The 22,909-nt window shown below is 51.9% G+C and carries 24 protein-coding genes, 3 tRNA genes and 1 pseudogene; 13 read left to right on the top strand and 15 right to left on the bottom strand.

Going from position 1 to position 22,909, the window contains the following annotated elements; genetic code table 11:
• Positions 1-22: 22 nt before the first annotated feature.
• The 6 genes from opgB to M4I31_RS20390 form a co-directional block, all read right to left on the bottom strand.
• Positions 23-2,314, bottom strand: coding sequence for a phosphatidylglycerol--membrane-oligosaccharide glycerophosphotransferase (gene opgB / locus M4I31_RS20415; protein ID WP_085048364.1), 2,292 nt, complete (start codon positions 2,312-2,314; stop codon positions 23-25).
• Between the two features lie 230 nt (positions 2,315-2,544).
• A complete protein-coding gene (locus M4I31_RS20410) occupies positions 2,545-3,036 on the bottom strand; it encodes a DUF2501 domain-containing protein (protein WP_038636977.1) in 492 nt (163 codons plus the stop codon).
• Between the two features lie 70 nt (positions 3,037-3,106).
• Entirely contained in the window at positions 3,107-3,844 is a 738-nt protein-coding gene (dnaC, locus tag M4I31_RS20405) for a DNA replication protein DnaC (protein ID WP_038636979.1), read from the bottom strand.
• Positions 3,845-3,846: 2 nt separating this feature from the next.
• Positions 3,847-4,386 carry a primosomal protein DnaT gene (gene dnaT, locus M4I31_RS20400; RefSeq protein WP_006686572.1) on the bottom strand — a complete coding sequence of 180 codons (540 nt, stop codon included), beginning with the start codon at positions 4,384-4,386 and terminating at the stop codon, positions 3,847-3,849.
• Positions 4,387-4,507: 121 nt separating this feature from the next.
• Entirely contained in the window at positions 4,508-4,981 is a 474-nt protein-coding gene (locus tag M4I31_RS20395; RefSeq protein WP_038636981.1) for a threonine/serine exporter, read from the bottom strand.
• A complete protein-coding gene (locus M4I31_RS20390) occupies positions 4,972-5,748 on the bottom strand; it encodes a threonine/serine exporter ThrE family protein (RefSeq protein WP_085048363.1) in 777 nt (258 codons plus the stop codon). Before M4I31_RS20390 ends, M4I31_RS20395 begins: the two co-directional genes overlap by 10 nt.
• A 452-nt stretch (positions 5,749-6,200) precedes the next feature.
• On the opposite strand from M4I31_RS20390, the gene M4I31_RS20385 reads away from it, so the two are divergent.
• The gene (locus M4I31_RS20385) at positions 6,201-6,926 is read left to right on the top strand and encodes a response regulator transcription factor (RefSeq protein WP_038636985.1); all 726 of its coding nucleotides are present in this window, start codon (positions 6,201-6,203) and stop codon (positions 6,924-6,926) included.
• Complete coding sequence (gene bglJ, locus M4I31_RS20380; protein ID WP_085048362.1) at positions 6,887-7,564, top strand: DNA-binding transcriptional activator BglJ; 678 nt, start codon at positions 6,887-6,889, stop codon at positions 7,562-7,564. Before M4I31_RS20385 ends, bglJ begins: the two co-directional genes overlap by 40 nt.
• A gap of 57 nt (positions 7,565-7,621) precedes the next feature.
• Here bglJ and M4I31_RS20375 read toward each other — a convergent pair whose 3' ends face one another.
• Positions 7,622-8,080: a YbaK/EbsC family protein gene (locus M4I31_RS20375; protein ID WP_038636987.1), complete on the bottom strand. Its 459-nt coding sequence runs from the start codon at positions 8,078-8,080 to the stop codon at positions 7,622-7,624.
• A 235-nt stretch (positions 8,081-8,315) separates the two neighbouring features.
• On the opposite strand from M4I31_RS20375, the gene M4I31_RS20370 reads away from it, so the two are divergent.
• Both M4I31_RS20370 and M4I31_RS20365 read left to right on the top strand, forming a co-directional pair.
• Positions 8,316-8,456 (top strand): hypothetical protein, encoded by a 141-nt coding sequence (locus M4I31_RS20370; protein ID WP_170973693.1) that lies wholly within the window; start codon positions 8,316-8,318, stop codon positions 8,454-8,456.
• Positions 8,446-9,789: a PTS sugar transporter subunit IIC gene (locus M4I31_RS20365; RefSeq protein WP_032940335.1), complete on the top strand. Its 1,344-nt coding sequence runs from the start codon at positions 8,446-8,448 to the stop codon at positions 9,787-9,789. The genes M4I31_RS20370 and M4I31_RS20365 overlap by 11 nt, the downstream gene beginning before the upstream one ends.
• A gap of 29 nt (positions 9,790-9,818) precedes the next feature.
• On the opposite strand, the gene fhuF is transcribed toward M4I31_RS20365, so the two are convergent.
• Together fhuF and M4I31_RS20355 are read right to left on the bottom strand one after the other, a co-directional pair.
• Complete coding sequence (gene fhuF / locus M4I31_RS20360) at positions 9,819-10,607, bottom strand: siderophore-iron reductase FhuF (RefSeq protein ID WP_038636988.1); 789 nt, start codon at positions 10,605-10,607, stop codon at positions 9,819-9,821.
• 108 nt (positions 10,608-10,715) lie between these two features.
• Complete coding sequence (locus tag M4I31_RS20355; RefSeq protein WP_085048361.1) at positions 10,716-11,792, bottom strand: GGDEF domain-containing protein; 1,077 nt, start codon at positions 11,790-11,792, stop codon at positions 10,716-10,718.
• Positions 11,793-12,043: 251 nt separating this feature from the next.
• On the opposite strand from M4I31_RS20355, the gene M4I31_RS20350 reads away from it, so the two are divergent.
• Positions 12,044-12,280, top strand: coding sequence for a DUF1435 domain-containing protein (locus M4I31_RS20350; protein ID WP_074458506.1), 237 nt, complete (start codon positions 12,044-12,046; stop codon positions 12,278-12,280).
• A 36-nt stretch (positions 12,281-12,316) separates the two neighbouring features.
• Here the strand turns inward: M4I31_RS20350 and M4I31_RS20345 are convergent.
• The 4 genes from M4I31_RS20345 to rsmC all read right to left on the bottom strand — a co-directional run bounded on the left by M4I31_RS20345 (position 12,317) and on the right by rsmC (position 13,890).
• Positions 12,317-12,402, bottom strand: a tRNA-Leu gene (locus M4I31_RS20345).
• Positions 12,403-12,434: 32 nt separating this feature from the next.
• Positions 12,435-12,521: transfer RNA gene (locus tag M4I31_RS20340), tRNA-Leu, on the bottom strand.
• 28 nt (positions 12,522-12,549) lie between these two features.
• Positions 12,550-12,636, bottom strand: a tRNA-Leu gene (locus M4I31_RS20335).
• Between the two features lie 222 nt (positions 12,637-12,858).
• The gene (rsmC, locus tag M4I31_RS20330; protein WP_085048360.1) at positions 12,859-13,890 is read right to left on the bottom strand and encodes a 16S rRNA (guanine(1207)-N(2))-methyltransferase RsmC; all 1,032 of its coding nucleotides are present in this window, start codon (positions 13,888-13,890) and stop codon (positions 12,859-12,861) included.
• 103 nt (positions 13,891-13,993) lie between these two features.
• On the opposite strand from rsmC, the gene holD reads away from it, so the two are divergent.
• The 8 genes and pseudogenes from holD (at position 13,994) to M4I31_RS20290 (ending at position 20,382) form a co-directional block, all read left to right on the top strand.
• Positions 13,994-14,407, top strand: a complete 414-nt coding sequence (gene holD, locus M4I31_RS20325; protein WP_038636992.1) for a DNA polymerase III subunit psi — start codon at positions 13,994-13,996, stop codon at positions 14,405-14,407.
• Positions 14,376-14,822 (top strand): ribosomal protein S18-alanine N-acetyltransferase, encoded by a 447-nt coding sequence (rimI, locus tag M4I31_RS20320; protein WP_085048359.1) that lies wholly within the window; start codon positions 14,376-14,378, stop codon positions 14,820-14,822. Before holD ends, rimI begins: the two co-directional genes overlap by 32 nt.
• Positions 14,823-14,836: 14 nt before the next feature.
• Positions 14,837-15,517, top strand: a complete 681-nt coding sequence (gene yjjG, locus M4I31_RS20315; RefSeq protein ID WP_008786125.1) for a pyrimidine 5'-nucleotidase — start codon at positions 14,837-14,839, stop codon at positions 15,515-15,517.
• A gap of 92 nt (positions 15,518-15,609) precedes the next feature.
• Complete coding sequence (prfC, locus tag M4I31_RS20310; protein WP_006686587.1) at positions 15,610-17,199, top strand: peptide chain release factor 3; 1,590 nt, start codon at positions 15,610-15,612, stop codon at positions 17,197-17,199.
• Positions 17,200-17,505: 306 nt separating this feature from the next.
• Positions 17,506-18,123: a molecular chaperone OsmY gene (gene osmY, locus M4I31_RS20305; RefSeq protein WP_085048358.1), complete on the top strand. Its 618-nt coding sequence runs from the start codon at positions 17,506-17,508 to the stop codon at positions 18,121-18,123.
• Positions 18,124-18,250: 127 nt separating this feature from the next.
• The gene (locus M4I31_RS20300; protein WP_003019081.1) at positions 18,251-18,412 is read left to right on the top strand and encodes a DUF1328 domain-containing protein; all 162 of its coding nucleotides are present in this window, start codon (positions 18,251-18,253) and stop codon (positions 18,410-18,412) included.
• A 121-nt stretch (positions 18,413-18,533) separates the two neighbouring features.
• Positions 18,534-19,607, top strand: a complete 1,074-nt coding sequence (locus tag M4I31_RS20295; RefSeq protein ID WP_085048357.1) for a patatin family protein — start codon at positions 18,534-18,536, stop codon at positions 19,605-19,607.
• Positions 19,558-20,382: pseudogene (locus M4I31_RS20290) on the top strand (metal-dependent hydrolase). Before M4I31_RS20295 ends, M4I31_RS20290 begins: the two are co-directional and overlap by 50 nt.
• Before the next feature lie 64 nt (positions 20,383-20,446).
• On the opposite strand, the gene M4I31_RS20285 reads toward M4I31_RS20290, so the two are convergent.
• Both M4I31_RS20285 and M4I31_RS20280 read right to left on the bottom strand, forming a co-directional pair.
• Complete coding sequence (locus M4I31_RS20285; protein WP_085048355.1) at positions 20,447-21,310, bottom strand: YjjW family glycine radical enzyme activase; 864 nt, start codon at positions 21,308-21,310, stop codon at positions 20,447-20,449.
• A complete protein-coding gene (locus tag M4I31_RS20280) occupies positions 21,282-22,832 on the bottom strand; it encodes a YjjI family glycine radical enzyme (protein WP_069324100.1) in 1,551 nt (516 codons plus the stop codon). Before M4I31_RS20280 ends, M4I31_RS20285 begins: the two co-directional genes overlap by 29 nt.
• Positions 22,833-22,909 lie beyond the last annotated feature (77 nt).

The following is a 22,909-nucleotide window of genomic DNA, read 5'->3' as shown; positions in this document are numbered from 1 at the left end:
GTGGTGTTGGGCGCTGTTTTTTTTAACCCTGAGCTGCCACCACTTTGATTTCAACCATCCCGATCCCCAGCTTCCGCGGCGAGTGGCCGAGAATATTGCCCTCGTTGGTGGCAACCGGATCGGGTGGGATAATCACCAGCGTATTGGCATCTGCCGGGTTTTCAAAATGTAAGGTAGTGGTGCTGATATCATGGCTTAACACCAGCGTCTGTTCTTCATTGCCAACGCGCACGGGTATCGGGCGATTGGCGTTATCGCCATAGGCTTTGGCGGTGATGACCAGATCGAATTTTTTCGGCAATGGCGCTTTGTATTCGATTTTTACCTCTTCACTGAGCTGCGCATTGGACCAGCGTCCCCAGGATTCGGGGCGTGAAATACCACTAAATTGTTTCACCTCTTCCGGCGCGCCCGCCACGTTAAAGACGAAGCTGTCGGCTTTGTAGCGAATATCGTTATCGACAATTTTCAGCGTATCGACGTTTCCTTTGTAGCGCTCCATGTCGATCACCGTGTCTTTAAAGACGGTTTTGCTTTTCCATTTGGCTTTGTCAACGTGCTGCACAATTTGTTGCCCGCCCAGTTGCCCCTGAGAGACGCACCAGTCGGTGGAAAGCGCCAACTCCGGCGCCCACAGCTGCGCCATTTTGTAGCAGCGATCGACCCAGACAAAGTTATCGCGCGGCGCGAAATCCGCCAACTGGAAGCGCAACGGCGCCGAGTATTCGCTTTCTGGTAGTGGTTCGACGCGTTTATCCGATACGCGCAGCAGCAGTGGCAGGCGGAAATGACTGCCGGAGAACGCGATCATGTTCTTGTCCTGGTCAATGGTGAACTCTTTCATCTCTTTCGGGAAATTCCACAGGCGGATGATATCGGGCTTCCACGCCAGCATTTTTTCTTTGATGTTGAGGAACACTTCCGACACGGATTCGCCCGACAAACTGCTGCGGCCAAGGCCGATAAAGTTATCGCCGCCCAGAATATCCAGCACCGTTGCGCCGTTATCCATCGTGTTACGTTTCACCGCCAGCGTATCCTGTTGCGGTTGGTCGCCGCGTAGCACGAAGAACAGGTTGTTGCGGTCCTGCTTGTTCAGATACTTCCAGGCGGTGTTGTTCATTGCCAGATGATCGGAAGAAACCACGATCACGGTATCTTTAAACCACGGGGATGCTTTGATTTTATTAATAAATTCAGCGATGTTTTCCTGACTGCAGCTCACCGCGCTGAAGGACTGATTGGCCTTACCGTCGATGTCATAACGTTTACGGTTACAGCTACGAGAGATAAAACCATCCGGATGATGGGTATCCACGGTCAGGGTAAACAGTGAAAAACGTTGTCCTGAACGCGATAGTTCTTCAAATTTTTTCCATGCTTCGTCCAGCACGGTGTCATCGTAAAAGCCCCAGTCGTTACGATATGCGGGATCCGCTACCACGCTTTTTAACTCTTCTGCGCCGTACAGATGATCAAACCCGTGAGATTTCAGGAACACATCCTTCCCGGCAAAGCGCAGGTTGGCCCCCTGCACAAAGTAGTTTTGGTAGCCGGAGTTTTTCAGGATATCGCCGAGACAGATATTGTTGGGGAAAAAGCTGGAAACCGATGCCGAGGCGTTGCCTTCAAATGGCGCAAATAACGGGATGCCACATTGCGAAGCGACCATGCCAGCGATGGTGTAATCCGTCCCTGGTAGCTGCATGGTGTTGCTGAAATCCATGCCTTCGTTTTTCAACGCACCGAGCTCCGGGGTCAGATCCGGGAACGCCTCGTTATTAAAGTAGGTGCGTTCGAGACTTTCGCCGTAGATATAAACCAGGTTCAGCTTCGGATGAGGGATGGTTTTCGACGGCTCTTTATAATAGGTCAGGAAATCCGGATCGCCATCGCGCGACTGAGATTTCACCAGTTCAGTTATCTGGTGAAACGCCGGGCTGGCGTCAACGGAGGCCAGCGCCAGCAGCAGGGCCAGTAGGCTGTAACCCACGTGATGCGGGTGATGGCGACGGCGGCGAAGGATCCAGCCGAGGGCGACGAAGACGGTTGTCAGCGCCAGCGCAATGCCGACGCCAGGCAGAATATATTTCCCGATACCTGCGCCGGTCAGGCTGTTGGTCAGAGTATAAAGCACCGCGTCGTTGATTCCGTCGCCGGTGAAATAGTCACTGGCATACAGTGTGATATTCAAGACAATAAAAATCCCCAGCACCGTTAACGTGGCGGCAAACCACCAGGTATTGCGACCCGCTTTCCAGGCATAAATCAGCACTGAAGCGAGAAACAGAGTGATGGAGATTAATTCTGACACGGTCGATCCTCAGTAAACCGGGCACATGCCTGGCAGGCTAATCATTTGGTGAGAGAACAATGTAATAGCGTTGTTATATTGCTGCAATTGTAGTGACATTAAATTACGTTGTTATTCAGAATTGGTTTAGATATGCGCGTTTTTGGCGGGTAATTACGGCTTTCGTGATGGCGGTCTGTATCGGCAGGAATAGGGGGATGCCGCGCAGGGGATACGCGGCATTTAATGCCTCAGGAAATGAAGTTCATACCCTGTTTTAACACCAGATCGCAGGCCTTGGTTTTTACCTGCTTCGCCAGCGAGCTATTACCAATCGTGTTCAGGTCCAGCTGTTGGCCATCTTTGGCGTTGAGCAGGCCCTGAATGCCGTCCATGTAATTGGTGTCTTGTTTCTGCTCTGGGGCACTGAGGCCGAGTTTATCCAGCACCTGGTTTTTGACGTTTTGCGCGTCGGTGACCGAGGCCAGTTTCTGTTTGGCGCAATAGTCCAGGATCCCGGCGGCGTTATTCATGCTGCTTGAGGTCAGTGACTGATTGCTGCCATTCAGCAGACTGGTCAGGGAGGAGAGCGACGAGCTGCCCTGCGAGCCGGAGCTTTGTTTGCTCAGTTCGCTGGCCGCGCTGGAGAGCGAGTCCTGCCAGGAGGCGGCAAAAACGCTGGTGGAGATGAGCGTACTGGCGGCAAGCGCACAGCACAGCAGACGTTTGGTTGTTTTCATCATTATATGCAACTCGTGTTATGCCTTTTCAGCGCAGTATAGCGCTGGCAGCTTTATGAGTGGTCCTAATACGTTAATACTCTTTTCCTGTTACCCGGCTACGGTAGCTGTCCCAGTTAAAAATCACCCACAGGCTGTTACCGAGACGCATGCGATCCATCACGCGCTCACCCAGCAGTTTGTTCATTTCATCCATATTGCTGTTGGTTAACATACCGGTCGGGCGTTTTGAGGACGATCGGCGATCGACGATCTGATTGATGATCACTTTTTCATAGCGGGATTCGGTCTGCATGCCGATCTCATCGATCACCAGCAGATCTACATTGCTAAGATCGTTGAGCAACTGTTCTTCGCTGGTTTCACGGTTACTAAAGGTTTCTTTCATCGCCGACATGATATCAGCCACGGTAATGATCAGTACCGACTTACCGCGGAGCAGCAGTTCGTTGCAGATAGCTGCCGCCAGATGGTTTTTGCCGGTGCCGGGTTTGCCCGAGAAAATAAAGCTGGCGATGTTGCCGTCAAACTCATCAACGTACTGGCGGGCTTTGCTCAGGGCGTTCATCTGACCTTCGCATTCCACCCGATAGTTATCGAATGAACAGTTTTGGTGCAGCGGACGGATACCGGAGCGGTTGAATGTGCGCTGCATTTTCATGGCCCGGTTTTCGCGGGCCAGCGCTGCGGCACGAATTTCACCTTGCTCTTTTTGCCATGCCAGTAGCTCTTCGCCCGTTTTAAAGGCAGGCTCGACATTGGGCGGCATCATTTTTTGCAGACGTTTCATCAGATCGCCAACGTTTTTCATCGTTATCCTCTAAAACCTGGTGGAATATGGCTGTCAGGTTCGCTGACACTGTTCACATCGCGCTTTGGCATTCCGCCATTGCTGGCCCGGCCAATCTGGATGCTACGCGCCAGTTTTTGCTGCCACTGAATATGGTGAAAGACTTTGCCTTCGGCCTGCCAGTAGGCGACGAATGAGGCCAGTTCCTCGGCGGTGACCGGTTCTCTTAACGCCACGCCCCACAGAGCGGCCTGGCGCTGAAAGTCGGCATCGGGCTGCCAGTCAGCGTACATCGCAAATTTCCCCATTGGCACGGCCACGGGCGCAGCTTGCGGCTCTTCATAAAATTGCGCATCCAACGTCACATCGCTTCCTGGACGTGACAGCTTCTCTTCAAGCGCCAACAACTGAGCCAGTCGCGCAGGCGTCAGCGCGTAAAACGCTGGCGCATTGTTGGCGAATACCGCTACGGCGCCACCCGCAGACTTTGCCAGTACCGCGTGGTGATCGTGTAGTAAGGCGTCAATGCTGATGACGTCCGGCGTCAAAATTTTGCAGGGCATAATGTTTCTCAAAACTGAACAACAACCGAGAAGGGACTGCTTTTATAGTAACACAGAGAACCAGGAGAGCAGCAGATGAGGGGGAGATTCCCCCTCTGCGAGGCGCTAAGAAATTACCGCGCTAGACGCGTGGGCGTTTGCGATACAGCCATAAGCCTGGTACGGATAAGCCGATAGAGAGCGCGCCGACAATCGATGAAGCTTTCAGGAAATTGGTCAACAGGGTGATCATCAGCGCTTCGCTGTAGCCGAAATGGCCGATTTTTACCGCGGAGATCATGGCGGTGTAGGCGGAGATCCCGGGAAACATCGGGATCACAGCCGCAACGGTGAAGACCTTAGGATGCGCCAGATACCAGCGCGACCACTGGATCCCAATGCAGCCAATCAGCAGCGACGCCATGAAGGTTGACCATTCAATATTAAACCCTGCGCTCATCATCACCATTCGTGAACCGTGGCCCAGCGCGCCGAGTAACGCACACCAGGGAAGCGCGCGGTGCGGGACGTTAAACACCATGGCAAAGCCCAGAGCCGGGATCGCCGACAGGATCATGTCCTGTATCAGCGCCAGAATGAAATCGATCACGCCCATCCGCGCAGCCCCCATAAGGTCATCGACATAACCACCCCAATGCAGGTTGCCAACGTCAGGAGACTGGCAATGGCCCAGCGAGCGAGCCCGGTATTAATGTGCCCCTTAAACATATCCGCGACAGAGTTGATCAACGGAAAACCCGGAACCAGCAGCAGCACGCTGGCAGCCATGGCGATGGTTGGGGTGTGATTAAAGGTCGGCAGCGTCAGCAACAGGCCGGATATTGTGGTCGCCACAAAGGCGGTGATACAAAAGTTGATTTGCGGGTGCAAATGCCGTGACGCCAGAATCTGGCGGATATACATCGCCACCATGCTGGCGAAAAAGGTGATCACCGCGCCGTCCCATCCGCCGTTATTGAGTTTGCAAAAGCAGGCGCAGGACAAACCGACCATCAATGCGACCAGCCATCTTGGATAGCGTAGCGGCTTAATCTGGCTGAAGCGCTTCTCAACGCCTTTTATATCCAGTAGTTTGTGTTCCGCTAAAATAACGATGTGCTGCACTTCCGTCACGACGTGCATGTTAATGCCGCGATCATGATTTTTTCGGGTCGACGTCAGGCATTGTCCATCTTTAATGGTGGTCAGGACAATCGCGTTAGAGGAGATGGCGCTTTCTACGCTATCCATGCCAAGCGCCAGGCCGAGGCGAGTGGATAGCTCGTCAACCAGCGCGCTTTCTGCACCATGCTGGAGTAAAAAAAGCCCACATTGTATACATAACCGTGTAACCGTTCGCTGTGACGACTGCTCTGTTTGCATGGTTCGCTCTGACTGAAAAGGATCTCATTGAATAGTGAATGTCTTCTTTTTATCATGAAGCATGAGCCAGTTGGCTCTGGCAAGATCAATCTTTGTGTTGAAAAAAGACGCAGGTCGTACTCGCTTACATGCCTTACCTGCTAATCAATAAAAACAGTATCACATGATAAGATAGTTTTATTTATCAGGATGGCAAATACGTAAGCAATTCTAACGTTCTATTTTAGTTCTTTTAATTGTACATAGAATGTATTTATGCGTAATTTTGTAATAACGGTTCAATAGTTTGACGCTATTGGGATTATAGCGCCATTATTTTAATGTTTGAATGAAATCCAAGGATAAACAATTCACCTCGTCTATTGTTTAGGGTTTTCCTGTTAATTAATACGTTTAATTTATCAGGGATCTTCTAATAAATGCGAATACGGACTGGTGAATGTGGAGGGGATATGTTGCCAGGACGCTGCAAAAACGCAATTATTATTAGCAAATTACCGATCGTACAAACTGGGCTTAAAGGTGTAATGCAAGAACAGTTTGCTGATTACGAATTGACTTACTGTCGTTCTGTTGAAGAACTAACATTGTTGCAGTTGCGGTGCGCTGATTTGGTGATTGCTGATTTATCAGCAGACTGCAATCATCCTCGCTCAGTTTGCGAACAATTTTATTCTTTATTATCTCAATACCGTGATATTCATTGGGTGTTTCTTGTATCTCGTGTTTTTTACCCTCTCGCCATCGAACTGCTGATGTGCCCGATCAGTTCGCTGTTATCTGATGCTGAGCCGATTGAAAGTTTAGTGAATGTAATTCACGCGGGAAATACCCGAGCTGAGAGGATAAGTAAATCTCTGATTTCCCCTCCCGTAATGCCAGAGTTGGCTGACAATAGCGCCCGCTCAATTGCACTTACTCTCTCGGAGAGGAAAGTGCTGAGACTCCTGGGAAAAGGTTGGGGAATTAACCAGATTGCATCGTTACTTAAGAAAAGTAATAAAACAATCAGCGCCCAAAAGAACAGCGCCATGCGTCGCTTATCAATACATAGCAATGCAGAAATGTACGCATGGATAAATAGTTCTCAAGGATCGCGAGAACTGAATTTACCTTCAGTATATGGGGAGACCACGGAATGGAAAGCAGAAGCATTAAAAGAAACGTCGCACTTGTAGAAAAATGTGCGATGAGTCGCGTGGGTATTGAGAGTTTATTTAATACCATGCCGGATGACCAATACGCACTTCATCCCTTTTCGAACCAGCCTGCCTTTAGTCAGGCGATGTTAAAAATGTCATTTTCGGCAGTAATTTTTTCTCTTTCTGCTATCAGAACCGATCGCAGAGCAGGACTCGCCTATCTGACGGAGATGGCGATAAATTTTCCTCGCATCAGGCGTGTGGTGATTGCCGATGACGATGCTGAGGCACGTTTAATTGGCTCTCTGTCACCATTGCCGCTGGATGGGGTCGTTAGCAAAGCCTCTTCGTTAACTGTGCTGCAGGAAGCTTTGTTTACGTCGTTGAATTGCCCTACCCGGACAACCGAAAGCGCGAAAAACCATTGGTTTATCAATCAAAGCCGTGTGCTTAGCCCCACAGAACGAGAAATACTGCGTTTTATGTCAAATGGCTATTCGATGCCGCAGATTGCCGTTCAGCTTGAACGGAATATTAAAACCATTCGGGCGCATAAATTTAACGTAATGTCCAAGCTGGGCGTGAGCTCAGATGCGGGTTTACTGGATGCTGCCGATATCCTGCTGTATCTGCGTGCAGGCGAACCGACACCCATTCTTCAAGCGGCGTCGTGACGGTCAACGTAGACGTATTTTGTGTCGGGTTCAGTCACCGACCCGGGGCGTGAAACATCATTGGCACACATCAACCCAGGTGGCTGACGTTAGCTCAGCCATCCTTTCCGGCGTGATGCGAACCGCGCTGTGAATGGCTCCTGCCGCAGGCAGCACTTCAGCATAGTGCTTCAGAGAGACATCGCAATAAACCGATATCGGTGTTTCCAGCCCGAAAGGACAAACGCCGCCAACGGGGTGACCCGTCGCATTCACGACCTCATCACTACTCAGCATACGGGCTTTGGCGCCGAATGTGCTCTTTAGCTTTTTATTATCCAGCCGGGCATCGCCTTTGGCGACGACCAGAATGATGTCGTTCTTTACTTTTAGCGAAAGTGTTTTCGCGATCTGACCGGGTTCGACATTATGGGCTTTTGCTGCCAGCTCGACGGTTGCCGTGCTCTGATCTAATTCGATGATCTCAATATCTGGGGCATGTTGCGCCAAAAATTGGCGTACTGATTGCAAACTCATTCTTCTCTCCAAATCGCCTACGGGCAGCTCCATACAGCAGAAAACCGCATGGCGTAATTTGTCATAGGGGCAAGCTCGCTGTAAATATTTTATTGTAACAACATGGCAACATTGGCAGTTTTTCGATCATCTTCACAATCAAAGAAACCGGTTACAGTAACCGGTTGCAGAATGTTGAAATGACGATTAATACTGAAGTTGTCACTTCCTCTGTATCACATAATAAGAGCCATCTATGAAACTTAACTCAAAATGCAGTAGCGCTGGTGTTCTTCCCGGCACGGTTGCGAAAAAGTGTAATGAGCTTTGCGTGGTGGTGTTGATGCCTGCATGGCCGCAGGGTTTTGCGCAACGGGAGAGCGGCTATGTCTACTAATCATGCTGTGTTTAATGTGATTTTCCGCTTTGTTGAAAACTACGTCAGCCCTGTCGCCGGACGAATCTCTTCACAACGTCATGTGATGGCAATCCGTGATGGGTTTATTTCGGCTATGCCCTTTATGATCGTCGGTTCATTTCTGCTGGTTTTCGCCTACCCGCCATTTTCTCCTGATACCACATGGGGATTTGCCCGTGCATGGCTGGATATGGCAAAACAGTTTGAAGGCCAGATCCTCACTCCGTTTGATATGACGATGGGGATCATGTCGGTCTACATCTGTGCGGCTATCGCTTATAACCTGGGTAAGCACTATGTGAAGTCGCATCAGTTAGATCCGTTTATGTGCGCAATGCTGTCCATCATGGCTTTTTTGCTGATTGCTGCGCCGAAAACCAAAGGCGCGATGCCCGTCGATAGCCTGGGTGGGACGGGGATTTTCACTGCTATCCTCGTGGCGATTTACTGTGTGGAAATGATGCGTTTCCTGAAGGCGCACAACATCGGCATCCGTTTACCCGATCAGGTGCCGCCAATGATCAAAAACTCCTTCGATCTGCTGATCCCGGTGCTGGTGGTGGTGCTAACGCTGTACCCTCTGAGCCTGGTGATACAGTCGCAGTTTGACATGCTAATTCCGCAGGCCATTATGGCCATCTTTAAACCACTGGTATCCGCTGCTGATTCTCTCCCGGCGATACTACTGGCCGTGCTGATTGGTCATCTACTGTGGTTTGCTGGGATCCATGGTGCGGCGATTGTGTCGGGGATGCTGCAAATGTTCTGGCTAACCAATCTCGGAATGAATCAGTCGGCGCTGGCACAGGGCGCGCCTTTGCCACATATCTTTATGGAAGCATTCTGGACGTTTTTCATCGTGGTTGGTGGGTCCGGCGCGACGATGGGGTTAGTGATTTGCTATCTGCGCAGCCGTTCGGCTCATTTACGCTCGATTGGGCGTTTGAGTGTGGTCCCCAGCATTTTTAATATTAACGAACCGGTGATTTTCGGTACGCCGATTGTTATGAACCCGGTGTTCTTTATCCCATTCCTGCTGGCCCCGATGGTGAATGCGGTGCTGGCCTGGGCGGCGATGAAGCTGGATTTAATTGGACGGGTGATTTCCGTCGTTCCCTGGACGGCCCCGGCACCGGTTGGCGCGGCATGGGCGTTAGGCTGGGATTATCGCGCGGCCATCCTGGTCGTCCTGCTGGCGTTGGTGTCGGCGATCATCTATTTCCCATTCTTTAAGGTCTATGAAAAGCAGCTATTGGCGCAGGAAAAAGAAGAAGCACAGCGTATAGAAGAGGAAAACCAGCAGGTTGCATAAATTGTTGACGAGGGGCTACGGCTCCTCGCTTACTTCAGCGTACAGTCACCGCATTGCTGAACGTCGGGCAGGCGGTAACGCTGGCAGCAGGTTCTGCGCACCAGTAATCCTTCGCGTGGAACAACGGTACGCCACAACGGATTATCCTGACCGCAGGAGAGTTGTTTCTCAAAAAAGCAGGTTTGCCGCAGTGAGTTCAGCAGCTCTTCACCTAACAATGGCTTCATTTCCGTTAAATACCAGTGAATTAAATATCCGGTATTGCTCCAGATAAGCCTGGCGTTGATCTCGCCCGTTGCTTCCAGCGCCTGCACAACCGGCGTTAGTGCCGAGAGAATCAGCGTTTCCATGCGTTGTTGAGGCGACAGGGCTGTAGTCTGGTGATCCTGGTGGACGTCAATCCAGAAGCAGGCTGCACGGCCCGTTTCGTGAAACTCAACGCGCATGTGTTCCGGTGAGACGTCAATGGCCTCTTTTTGTGTTAGCAGGGCTACCATGAGTGGGGGCATCATCAGCCCGATATACCATTGCGCCCAGAGAGAAATCAGCGGCTTATTTTCGCGTGTCAGCGTGGGCTGGTTGCGATAGATATGGTCTGAATAAACGGCCAACAGCGAACTGAGCGTCGCTGGTTGCGTCCATTCATGTAGCGTCATCGCGCCCGGTACGGGGATTTCGTCAAGACGAATAAAGTCCAGCAGGTGCTCACGAGTTTGGGCTATCGTTTCGCGTACAGCAGCAGCCAGCGAGGGCATCTTTGCTGGAAGGTGGCTACGCCAGATGACATCTTCAACGATCGGTGCGGAACGATAAGCCATGGGAATATAAGGATGTTAATCTAAATGATAATGATTTCTAATCCTATAGTTGACGATGAACGATGGCAAGATCTTTGTCGCGATGACGGATGCCACCGCACAGATAGCTCAGAGTGAAGGGCGGTTTACCCTCAGCTCATCGCTGACCAGCGTGTTGTTACGCCCAAGATTTTTCGCCTCGTACAGGGCTTTATCCGCTCTGGCGATAGCGGCCTCAATATCCTGCTCTACCAGCGGCGCAATGCCGATACTGACGGTCACGTTGGTTGCCACGTTTTCGTTAAACATGTGGGGGATTTTAAGGTCGTACACTTTCTGACGAATACGCTCGGCGGCGGCCTGTGCCTGCTGCGGATCGATCGCGGTCAGCAAAACCATGAATTCTTCGCCGCCGAATCGCGCCACCACATCCCGGGAGCGTACGGAATCACGAATGGCGGCTGAGACGCGGATCAGCGCCTGGTCGCCCATCATATGCCCGTAATGATCGTTATAGGCTTTGAAGTGGTCGATATCCAATAACAGCACGTAGTGTTTCGAGTTGCTCAGCGCCAACAGCGTATCGAGTCTGTGTTGCAGTCCCCGGCGGTTATACAAACCGGTAAGCGGGTCAAGCATGCTGAGTCCGTTGAGCGTTTCCCGTTCCTCAAGCAGTTTGTACATCAACTGCTGGGCGAAACCATCGTAGCGCTTTTGTATCACATGTTGGATGGCGATCCCGGCCATCGGTAACGCCATAAAATAGAAAATTCGTAAACTATGCTCGTTGCCGCTAAGCCATAAACAGACGGCGACGGAGGGGAGAGAATGAAGCGTAAACGCGATGATATTATTGGCGAAAGCAATAGATCCAATAAACAGCACGCTGAGCAGTGCGATTAACAGAAAATAATAGTCATTATGACCGAGTGAGGAATATTTCTGAAAAATATGGAATGCCCATAACAAGCCAAAGATTATTGAAATAAAAGGGAGATTAATTTTTTTATCCGTGTATTTCCCATGCCATATAAGCAGCAGCGTACTGGTGATCAGTATCAGCAGAGCCGGTACAGATAAGGCTTTGACGGCAAAAAGTGGGAAAAAAAGCGTAAACAGCGCGGAGACTGCGTTGAGAAGCAGAAACAAACGCAAAGAGAGTTGATATTTTTTAGTGCGCAGAGTTCGCCAGGATTGTACTGTCATAGTAAATATTGTTAGTTATCTGTAATATACGAAGATGTGTTGGTAAATAAAACAAATAACGAACGGGGTATCATTCGCTGAGGTCTTTATTTTTAGTTGAAGCGTTAACCGGCGAGCAATTTATCACCTTAGATTATTCATGTCATCAATCGTTAAGTAAAACTCATATAATTGATAGTGCCTCCCAGCTGACAAATGAGAAAATATATCATATGATATTGGTTATCATTATCAATGTCGTAGGTGGAACCATGTTGCAACGTACGCTGGGCAGTGGATGGGGAGTTCTGCTGCCGGGGATACTCATTGCCGGGATGGCATTTACCGACCTGTCGGTCAATGTATGGAAGGTAATGATTGTATTAGGATTACTATTGACTTCGCTCATGTTATACCACAAGCGCTTACGGCATTTTATTCTGTTACCTTCATGTGCAGCGCTGATTGGCGGCATTGTGCTGGTAATGATGAACTGGAATCAGGGATAAGCAAAACAGGGGAAAAAGAGAAGGAAATAAGATAATTGGTGCGAGGGGGGGGACTCGAACCCCCACATCCTAAGGACACTAACACCTGAAGCTAGCGCGTCTACCAATTCCGCCACCTTCGCACAGTCATCTTATTTTTTTGATATCGCCTCGTTGGTGCGAGGGGGGGGACTTGAACCCCCACGTCCGAAAGGACACTAACACCTGAAGCTAGCGCGTCTACCAATTCCGCCACCTTCGCCCAGTGCGAGCAATATCAACGTGGATTATGGTGCGAGGGGGGGGACTTGAACCCCCACGTCCGAAAGGACACTAACACCTGAAGCTAGCGCGTCTACCAATTCCGCCACCTTCGCATACCATCGACACTCAAAAAGTATCGTTACCACGGAGGCGAATTCTAGAGATTTTATGCAGGGCGTCAACAGTTAATTATCGAACTTAACGTGATTGCCGAAAAAAAAGGCGTTTCTACGGTTTTTGGCGTTTTATCCAGGCCGGATAAGCAATAGCGCTATCCGGCGTTGCTCAGTGTCACGTCTGGCGGCAGCGTAAATGCCTGATCCAGCCTTGATCAGTTAGGCTTTTTTCGCCTGACGCGTCATGATGGTGCGATAGACCTTGAAGCGTCCGGTCTGTGCGATAACTTCATGGAATCCGAATACCTCATCCAGCACTTTCGGATAGGGCAGGAAGGCGTTCGCCACGATACGCAGTTCACCGCCGCTGTTGAGATGACGCACCGCGCCGCGAATCAGCGTTTGCGCGGCATCGAGGCTGGTCTGCATCCCATCATGGAACGGTGGGTTGGAGATGATCATATCAAAGCGGCCCGTAACGTCAGAAAAAACGTTGCTGGCGATCACATCACCTTCAATACCGTTGGCGGCAAGCGTGGCGCGGCTGGCTTCAACAGCGGCTGCACTTACATCACACAGGGTTAAGCGGACTTTGGGCGAATGGCTGGCTAAAGCGACGGAGAGTACGCCTGCGCCACAACCGACATCCAGAACTTTACCTTTGGTATGCGGCGTCAGTGTGGAGAGCAGCAATTGGCTGCCAACATCCAGGCCGTCACGGCTGAATACGCCCGGCAGCGTTTTGATGGTCAGATTATCAACCTGATATTCATCCCAGTATTTTTCTGCATCAAAGACCGGCTGTTTTTCCAGACGACCGTGGTACAGGCCACAGCGACGCGCGCTGTCGACTTTATTCAGCGGTGCGTATTCGGCCAGCATCTGCTCTGCGCTACGTACGCCGCTGCGGTTCTCACCCACAACAAAAACATCGCTGCCCACCGGTAACAGCGACAAAATGTTCATCAGCTGGAACTGCGCTTCCGGCTTATTCTTCGGCCAGTAGTAGATTAGCGTATCGCTATCGGCAACGTCATCGGCCTTAGCGACGAGGCTGAAACGGACGTTGTCACCCATCTGGCGGTTCAGCACCTGCCAGTGGTGAAGTTGTTGAGTGTGCGCACGGCGGGCGGCGCTTTCGAAGTGGGCAGGCAGATCATCCTGCAAATCACCGGCAAACAGAATACGGCTTTGTTCGAAATCATCACTGTGGCGCAGCAAGACTTCACTTGCCGGGGTAAAAGCAGACATGGAGTGCTCCTTAAATTGTACAGCCGGGGATTATAGTTGTTTGATGGCACGGATTCGACAAATTTGCTATATTTGCGCCCCTGATAGACAGGAGTGTTTCGCTATGACATCCCGACGAGACTGGCAGTTACAGCAACTGGGCATTACGCAGTGGTCGCTGCGTCGTCCTGGCGCACTGCAGGGCGAAATCGCGATCTCCATTCCTGCGCATATCCGTTTAGTGATGGTTGCTGCACAGCTACCCGCGCTAACCGAACCGTTAATGAGCGATATTTTACGCGCAATAACCGTCAGCCCGGATCAGGTTTTACAATTGACGCCTGACCGTGTCGCCATGCTGCCGCAGGGCAGTCGCTGTAATAGTTGGCGGCTGGGAACCGAAGAGCCACTGCTGCTGGAAGGCGCTCAGGTCGAGAGTCCTGCGTTTAATGAATTACGGGAAAACCCCGCGGCCCGCGCCGCGTTATGGCAACAAATCTGCGCATATGAACACGATTTCTTCCCTCGAACCGACTGATTTACCTGCAGCATTTCAGATTGAAAAACGCGCCCACGCTTTTCCGTGGAGTGAAAAAACATTTGCCAGCAACCAGGGCGATCGCTACCTCAATTTTCAGTTGAGGGTTGACGACGTGATGGCCGCCTTTGCGATTACGCAGGTGGTGCTGGATGAAGCTACGCTGTTCAATATCGCCGTCGATCCTGACTTTCAGCGCCAGGGCCTGGGGCGCGAGCTACTGGAGCACCTGATCGATGAGCTGGAAAAGCGCGGCATTTTGACGCTGTGGCTGGAAGTGCGCGACTCAAATGCTGCCGCTATCGCGCTGTATGAAAGCCTGGGCTTTAACGAGGCGACGATCAGGCGCAATTATTATCCGACGGCCGATGGTCATGAAGACGCCATTATCATGGCATTGCCAATCAGCATGTAAGACAAGGTGTAATGATGAAGAAGTGGGACTGGATTTTCTTTGATGCCGACGAAACGCTGTTTACGTTTGACTCGTTTACCGGCTTACAGCGGATGTTTCTCGACTATAGCATTACCTTTACCGCTGAAGATTTTCAGGACTACCAGGCCGTGAATAAACCGCTATGGGTGGATTATCAAAACGGCGCGATTACGTCATTACAATTGCAGCATGCCCGTTTCCAGAGCTGGGCTGAACGCCTGAAGGTCGAACCAGGCCAGCTTAATGACGCATTTATCAATGCGATGGCTGAGATCTGCTCGCCGTTGCCAGGGGCGGTCTCTCTGCTCAATGCGATTCGTGATAAAACGAAAATTGGCATCATTACTAACGGCTTTACGGCGTTGCAGCAAATCCGCCTTGAGCGGACGGGGCTGCGCGACTATTTCGATCTGCTGGTGATTTCTGAGCAGGTTGGGGTGGCAAAACCCGATCCCCGTATTTTTGACCATGCGCTGGAGCAGGCGGGCAATCCTGACCGTTCCCGCGTGCTGATGGTGGGCGATACCGCAGAGTCCGATATTCTTGGCGGCATTAACGCCGGGCTATCCACCTGCTGGCTAAATACGCACCATCGCGAGCAGCCAGCAGGCATTCAGCCGACCTGGACGGTCGCGTCATTAAGCGAACTGGAGCAGCTCCTGTGTAAACACTGATTGCCTCCCCCCCGTTGATGGGTAAAATAGCCGCAATTTTTCGTATTCAACTTGCACGGCCCGTTGCCGTGCTTACCTAAGAAGATTTGACTATGACGTTGTCTCCTTATTTGCAAGAGGTGGCCAAACGCCGCACTTTTGCCATTATTTCTCACCCGGATGCCGGTAAAACGACCATTACTGAAAAGGTGCTGTTATTCGGACAGGCGATTCAGACCGCCGGTACGGTAAAAGGCCGTGGCTCCAGCCAGCATGCGAAATCTGACTGGATGGAGATGGAAAAGCAGCGTGGTATCTCCATTACCACCTCTGTGATGCAGTTTCCATATCACGACTGCCTGGTGAATCTGCTGGACACCCCGGGGCACGAAGACTTCTCCGAAGATACTTACCGTACCCTGACGGCGGTGGACTGCTGTCTGATGGTTATCGACGCCGCGAAAGGCGTTGAGGATCGTACCCGCAAGCTGATGGAAGTTACCCGTCTGCGCGATACGCCGATCCTGACCTTTATGAACAAACTCGACCGTGACATCCGTGACCCGATGGAGCTGCTGGATGAAGTCGAGAACGAGCTGAAAATCGGCTGTGCGCCGATCACCTGGCCGATTGGCTGCGGGAAGCTGTTCAAGGGCGTTTATCACCTTTATAAAGACGAAACTTACCTGTACCAGACGGGTAAAGGCCACACCATTCAGGAAGTGCGCATTGTTAAGGGGCTGAATAACCCGGAACTCGATGCCGCCGTGGGCGAAGATCTGGCGCAGCAACTGCGCGACGAGCTGGAGCTGGTGCAGGGCGCGTCTAACGAGTTCGACCATGATCTGTTCCTCGCGGGCGAAATCACCCCGGTCTTCTTCGGTACCGCGCTGGGTAACTTTGGCGTTGACCATATGCTGGACGGCTTAGTGGAGTGGGCGCCTGCGCCGATGCCGCGTAAAACTGATACCCGCACCGTGGAAGCCTCAGAAGAGAAGTTCACCGGCTTCGTGTTTAAAATCCAGGCCAACATGGATCCGAAACACCGTGACCGCGTGGCGTTCATGCGCGTGGTTTCCGGTAAGTACGAGAAAGGCATGAAAATGCGTCAGGTGCGCATTGGTAAAGACGTGGTGATCTCCGATGCGTTGACCTTTATGGCCGGTGACCGTTCTCATGTGGAAGAAGCGTATCCGGGCGATATTCTCGGTTTGCACAACCATGGCACTATTCAGATCGGCGATACCTTCACCCAGGGTGAAATGATGAAGTTCACTGGTATTCCGAACTTCGCGCCGGAGCTGTTCCGTCGTATTCGCCTGAAAGATCCTTTGAAGCAGAAACAGCTGCTGAAAGGGCTGGTTCAGCTGTCGGAAGAGGGGGCGGTGCAGGTCTTCCGTCCAATTGCTAATAACGATCTGATCGTGGGCGCTGTTGGTGTGCTGCAGTTCGACGTGGTGGTTTCGCGTCTGAAGAGCGAGTACAACGTTGAAGCGATTTATGAGTCGGTCAACGTGGCGACCGCGCGCTGGGTAGAATGTTCTGACGTGAAAAAATTCGAAGAATTTAAGCGTAAAAACGAAGTTCAGCTGGCGCTGGACGGCGGCGATAACCTCACCTATATCGCACCGACCATGGTTAACCTGAATCTCACCCAGGAACGTTACCCTGACGTTCAGTTCCGCAAAACGCGCGAACACTAATCGCCTCCCAGGGCACGGTATTCGCCGTGCCCTGCAACTTTCCCTGTCTTTTAAATCCCTTGCGGAATGTTCTTAAAACCTCTCGTTTTTCTGTTGTTTGCCTGTTTTTTAGTCAATCCGGACTGCGATCACGAAATCCTGAACTATATTTAACAATGTGATGACATAAATATCGGCGTTAAATGCTTTTTAGGCTGCCTGTTGCAGCTTCTATTGCTGATATTTATTCCACTTACAAGATTAGTTGCTGGTTAACGCCGTTTACGGCAGACCATCGCTTTTAGCAAAACATACAGGAATACATCGATGACAATGACAGGACTTAAGATTTCTAAAACGCTGCTGGCCGTGATGCTGACCTCCGCTGTTGCAACGGGTTCTGCTTTTGCAGAAAACGTCACGACGGATAAAGCGCAATCTGGTGTCGAAAGTGCGGGGCAGAAAGTCGATAGCTCTATGAACAAAGTCGGTAATTTCATGGATGACAGCACTATCACAGCAAAAGTAAAAGCTGCGCTGGTGGATCACGAAAGCATCAAGAGCACCGATATTTCTGTGAAAACAGACCAGAAAGTGGTGACGTTAAGCGGGTTTGTTGAAAGCCAGGCACAGGCTGAAGAAGCCGTGAAAGTGGCCAAAGGCGTTGAGGGCGTAACCTCAGTGAGCGACAAACTACACGTACGCGACAGCAAAAGCACATCCGTAAAAGGCTATGCGGGCGACACGGCAACCACCAGCGAAGTTAAAGCAAAACTGCTGGCTGATGACATTGTCCCTTCCCGTAAAGTGAAAGTAGAGACCACTGATGGAGTGGTTCAACTTTCCGGCACCGTTGACTCAAAAGCACAAAGCGATCGTGCTGAGAGCATCGCCAAAGCCGTTGATGGCGTGAAAAGCGTCAAAAACGACCTTAAAACTCAGTAATTCGACTTAATTCGTCCTCCTGACGTTTGTCGGGAGGCGTGTTGTGCACCACACTAAAAATATCGCCGATGAGCAGCCTGAGCGCTCATAACAAGCGGTGACATTAACTATGGTAAAGGAGAAGCGCATGTTTCGATGGGGCATCATATTTCTGGTTATCGCGTTAATTGCCGCCGCACTGGGTTTTGGTGGACTGGCTGGTACCGCTGCAGGCGCAGCGAAAATTGTTTTCGTGGTGGGGATCATTCTGTTTCTGGTCAGCCTGTTTACAGGGCGTAAACGACCCTAGTCAGTAAACCGTAAAGATAACTTGCTACCAAGCCAGTCCAGTGGACTGGCTTTTACGGTTTTAGCGTCAGGCAATTTGCGTTACTTTGTTGTTCCAGTACAAAAATAACAGGAAGGCAGAGGTGGGGCAGAGAATACCCGTCACGCTCGGTAATATTGCGCCGTTATCGTTACGTCCGTTTCAACCAGGCAGTATGGCGCTGGTGTGTGAGGGTGGGGGACAAAGAGGAATCTTTACCGCTGGCGTACTGGATGAGTTCATGCGTGCGCAGTTCAATCCCTTTGACCTTTACTACGGGACGTCCGCCGGGGCGCAAAACCTTTCAGCCTATCTGTGTAACCAGCCCGGTTACGGACGTAAAGTCATTATGCGTTACACCACCCGCCGTGAGTTTTTTGACCCGGTGCGCTTTGTGCGCGGGGGAAACTTAATCGATCTCGACTGGCTGGTGGATTCGACCTCATCCCAGATGCCGCTGGCGATGGATAACGCCGAGCGTCTGTTTGCCTCTGGGAAAGCGTTTTATATGTGCGCCTGCCGGGGTGATGATTATACGCCTGGTTATTTTTCGCCAAACCGGCAAAACTGGCTCGATCTCATTCGCGCCTCCAGCGCTATTCCGGGATTCTACCGCACTGGCGTTGCGCTGGACGGTGTGAACTATCTGGACGGGGGAGTCAGCGATGCCATACCCGTACAGGAAGCGGCGAAGCATGGCGCAAAAACGCTGGTGGTGATCCGCACTGTGCCTTCGCAAATGTACTACACCCCGCAGTGGTTCAAACGTATGGAGCGCTGGCTGGGCGAAAGCAGTCTGCAACCGTTGCTGAATTTGGTCCAGCACCATGAAGCCAGCTATCGCGCGATCCAGAATTTTATTGAAAAGCCTCCGGGTAAGCTGCGAATCTTTGAGATCTATCCGCCTAAACCGCTCCACAGCATGGCGCTGGGAAGCCGTATTCCGGCGCTGCGAGAAGACTATAAGACCGGGCGTTTGTGTGGTCGTTACTTCCTGGCCACCGTCGGCAAGTTGTTGGCGAAAAACGCGCCATTGCCTCGTCAGACGCCGAAGATTGTCGTGCCGGGACCGGTGGTGGTTCCTCCCGCACCGGTGGCCAACGATGCCCACGCGCCCGTGGTGACCAATGCGCCTCAGGCTAACGATACAACGTTTGATAGCGAGGATCTGGCGTGAGTTTTCGTTCATTGATACACATTGTCACTTTGATTTCCCGCCGTTTACCGATGATGAGCCCGCCAGCATTCAACGTGCCGCGCGCGGTCGGTGTGAAATTGCATCATTGTTCCGGCGACGCAGGCGGCAAACTTTTCCCCGCGTACTGGCGTTAGCGAAAAGTATCCGCCGTTGTTTGCTGCTTTGGGTCTGCATCCCATTGTTATTGAACAACACGGTGATGACAGTCTGGACCAACTGCAGCAGGCGCTGGATACGCGCCCGCAAAAGCTGGTAGCCGTAGGCGAGATTGGACTGGACCTTTATCGGGACGATCCCGCAATTTGATAAACAAGAACGGGTGCTGGACGCGCAGCTTAAACTGGCGAAGCGTTACGAACTGCCGGTGATCCTGCATTCGCGACGGACTCACGACAAGCTGGCGATGCATCTGAAACGCCATGCTCTGCCACGAACCGGCGTGGTGCATGGTTTTTCCGGGAGTCTGCAGCAGGCGCAACGCTTTGTGCAACTGGGGTACAAAATTGGCGTTGGCGGCACCATTACCTATCCACGCGCCAGTAAAACCCGTGAGGTGATGGCGCAATTGCCGCTGGAATCACTCCTGCTGGAAACCGATGCGCCGGACATGCCGCTCAATGGTTTTCAGGGGCAGCCCAATCGCCCCGAGCAGGCCCTCAGAGTGTTTGAGACATTATGCGAACTGCGTCAAGAGCCTGCGGACATGATAGCAGATGCGCTGTATCGCAATACGACCGCGTTGTTTAATGTGTGATTGTTGGGCCCGGATGGCGGCTGTGCCTTATCCGGCCTACCTATGATGTCGTCGCATTCGGTAATCACAGATACAGCGCCGGGAAAATCAGGTTATCCACCCCACGCTCGCGCAATCCTGCCGCCAGTTGCTCCACATCCTCTGGCGTTGCGCTCGGCCAGTCTTTTGCTTCGCCATACACCCCATGCGCATGAAAGGCATTCAGTCGCACCGGTACCTCGCCTGACTGCTTAATGAACGCCGCCAGCGCATCAATATGCTGCAAATAATCCACCCGATCGGGGATCACCAACAGGCGTAGCTCAGCAAGCTTGCCCTGCCTTGACAGAAAGGTAATGCTTTGTTTAATCAGCGTATTATCTCGACCGGTAAGCTGGCGATGGCACGTGCTATCCCAGGCTTTTAAATCGAGCATTACCCCGTCGCACACCGGCAATAGTTTTTGCCAGCCGGTTTCGCTCAGCATGCCGTTGCTGTCGACCATGCAGGTCAGATGTTGCAGCAGAGGATCGCTTTTGAGCGCGGTAAACAGCGCCACAATAAACGGCAACTGGGTAGTCGCTTCACCACCGCTGACCGTAATTCCCTCAATAAACAGGGCTGCCTTGCGAATATGCTGCAGCACCTGATCAACGCTCATGGTTTGCGCCATCGGCGTCGCCTGCTGCGGGCACAGGCGCAGGCAGGTGTCGCACTGCTGACACACATCGGACTGCCACCATACTTTTCCTGCACTCAGGCTTAGCGCTTCATGCGGGCAATGCAGCACACATTCTCCGCAGTCGTTGCAGCGCCCCATCGTCCATGGATTGTGGCAGTTCTTACAGCGCAGATTACACCCTTGCAGGAACAGAGCCAGGCGGCTGCCCGGCCCGTCGACGCAGGAGAAAGGGATCAGTTTACTTACTGAAGCGCATCTGCTGTTCATGGCTTATCACACGAGGTTGTCGTTCCAGAATGCGCGTATTGCGTGCGGCCTCTTCACCAAGCCAGGTGGTGTTAGTGCGAGATCCTTCGGCACGATATTTTTCCAGATCCGACAGGCGCACCATATAGCCCGTGACGCGGACCAGATCGTTGCCGCTCACGTTGGCGGTGAATTCACGCATTCCGGCTTTAAACGCGCCGAGGCACAGTTGCACCAGCGCCTGTGGATTACGCTTGATGGTTTCATCCAGCGTCAGGATATCGCTGATCCCGGCGTGATAATATGCGTGATGCGGCGCGACGGTTTGCAAGTGGGTGATCGGGTCAGGTTCATCACCATAAGGCAGACGCGCGCCGGGCGTGGTGCCGATGTCAGAACTGATCCCCGACTGTGCATGCAGCATCGCGCGCTGCTGCCAGCCATACTTCACCGGCGTGCGTTCGACAAACTCCGCCAGTTGGGCGCTAATGCGATACCCGAGCTGATTGGCGAACGCATCTTTCCCGTAGCGGGCGCTTTGTCCTGCCTTTTCGCACAGCAGGTTTACCGCTTCCGCCAGACCATACATCCCGAACATCGGCACAAAACGTTCGGGATCAATCAACCCTTCCTGCACGAGGAAGCTATTCTCAAAGAAATGTGATTTCGTGTAGAGGAATTCACATCGTGAATCAATGATGGCGATTTGCTGCTGGCAGTAGTGCGGTAGGGTGCGTGTAAAGAAGTCATCGACAGAGGTGCTGCGCTCTGCGATGGCTTTCAGATTGAGCCTGACCAGCGTGCTGCCGCCCCCGGCGAGCGGTAAAGAGTTGTAACAACTCACGACGCCATACTGACCTTTTGTGAAAATTTTATCATTTACGGGGCCGTTGGATATGTGCGGCTTACTGCACTCGCAGATATTTTGCGCCACGTTGAGCAGCAGATCATCAGGGGTAATTTGCGGATCATAAATGAATGTCAGATTCGGTGAAACCTGCTTTAACTCTGCATCTGCACGTAAAATTGCGCGGGTGACTGGCGTATCGGCAGGGCCGATATTGGCATGCATAAACGCGTCTGGCAGGGTTCTGTCGAGATAACGCCAGAAACGTTTTATTCGAATATCGATCTCTTCTTGTGTTAGAATTCTAACATACGGTTGCAACAGAGCGTCGAGCTGACCGAGGTAGACCGGCATCGAGGTCACTGACGGAACGTGGTGGTACAGGATGGTGAGCAAGGACAGCGCATCATCAAGGTCGCTGGCGCCTTCAAGCTCCAGCCATGAGGAACCGTTGGCCAAAAAACGCGCGTAATCAGGCAGCACATAGCGCGGTTTGAACGGGGCATGACCTTCGTACATATCGCAGATCACCCCGTCATCCAGCGCCTGGCGGGCCTCAGCGGACAGTGGCGGATAAGGCAGCGCGTTTTCAGCCTCCAGCGCCAAAAAGTGGCGTTTCTGCTCAGGGCTGAGCGTCGGGCTGGTCACGATTTGTTGGCACCGCTGTTGCAGCGCGAATTCGCTTGAAGTGGGCATCGTTGGTTCCTTTATGTGCCGAAGGTATAGCGCCATTGTAGAAAGCTATGCCGCCGCAACCTTTGATCCGGATGCGT

The sequence above is a fragment of the Citrobacter sp. XT1-2-2 genome (assembly GCF_023516235.1).
Lineage (GTDB): Bacteria > Pseudomonadota > Gammaproteobacteria > Enterobacterales > Enterobacteriaceae > Citrobacter > Citrobacter werkmanii.
This window is presented reverse-complemented; position numbering and strand designations above follow the sequence as displayed.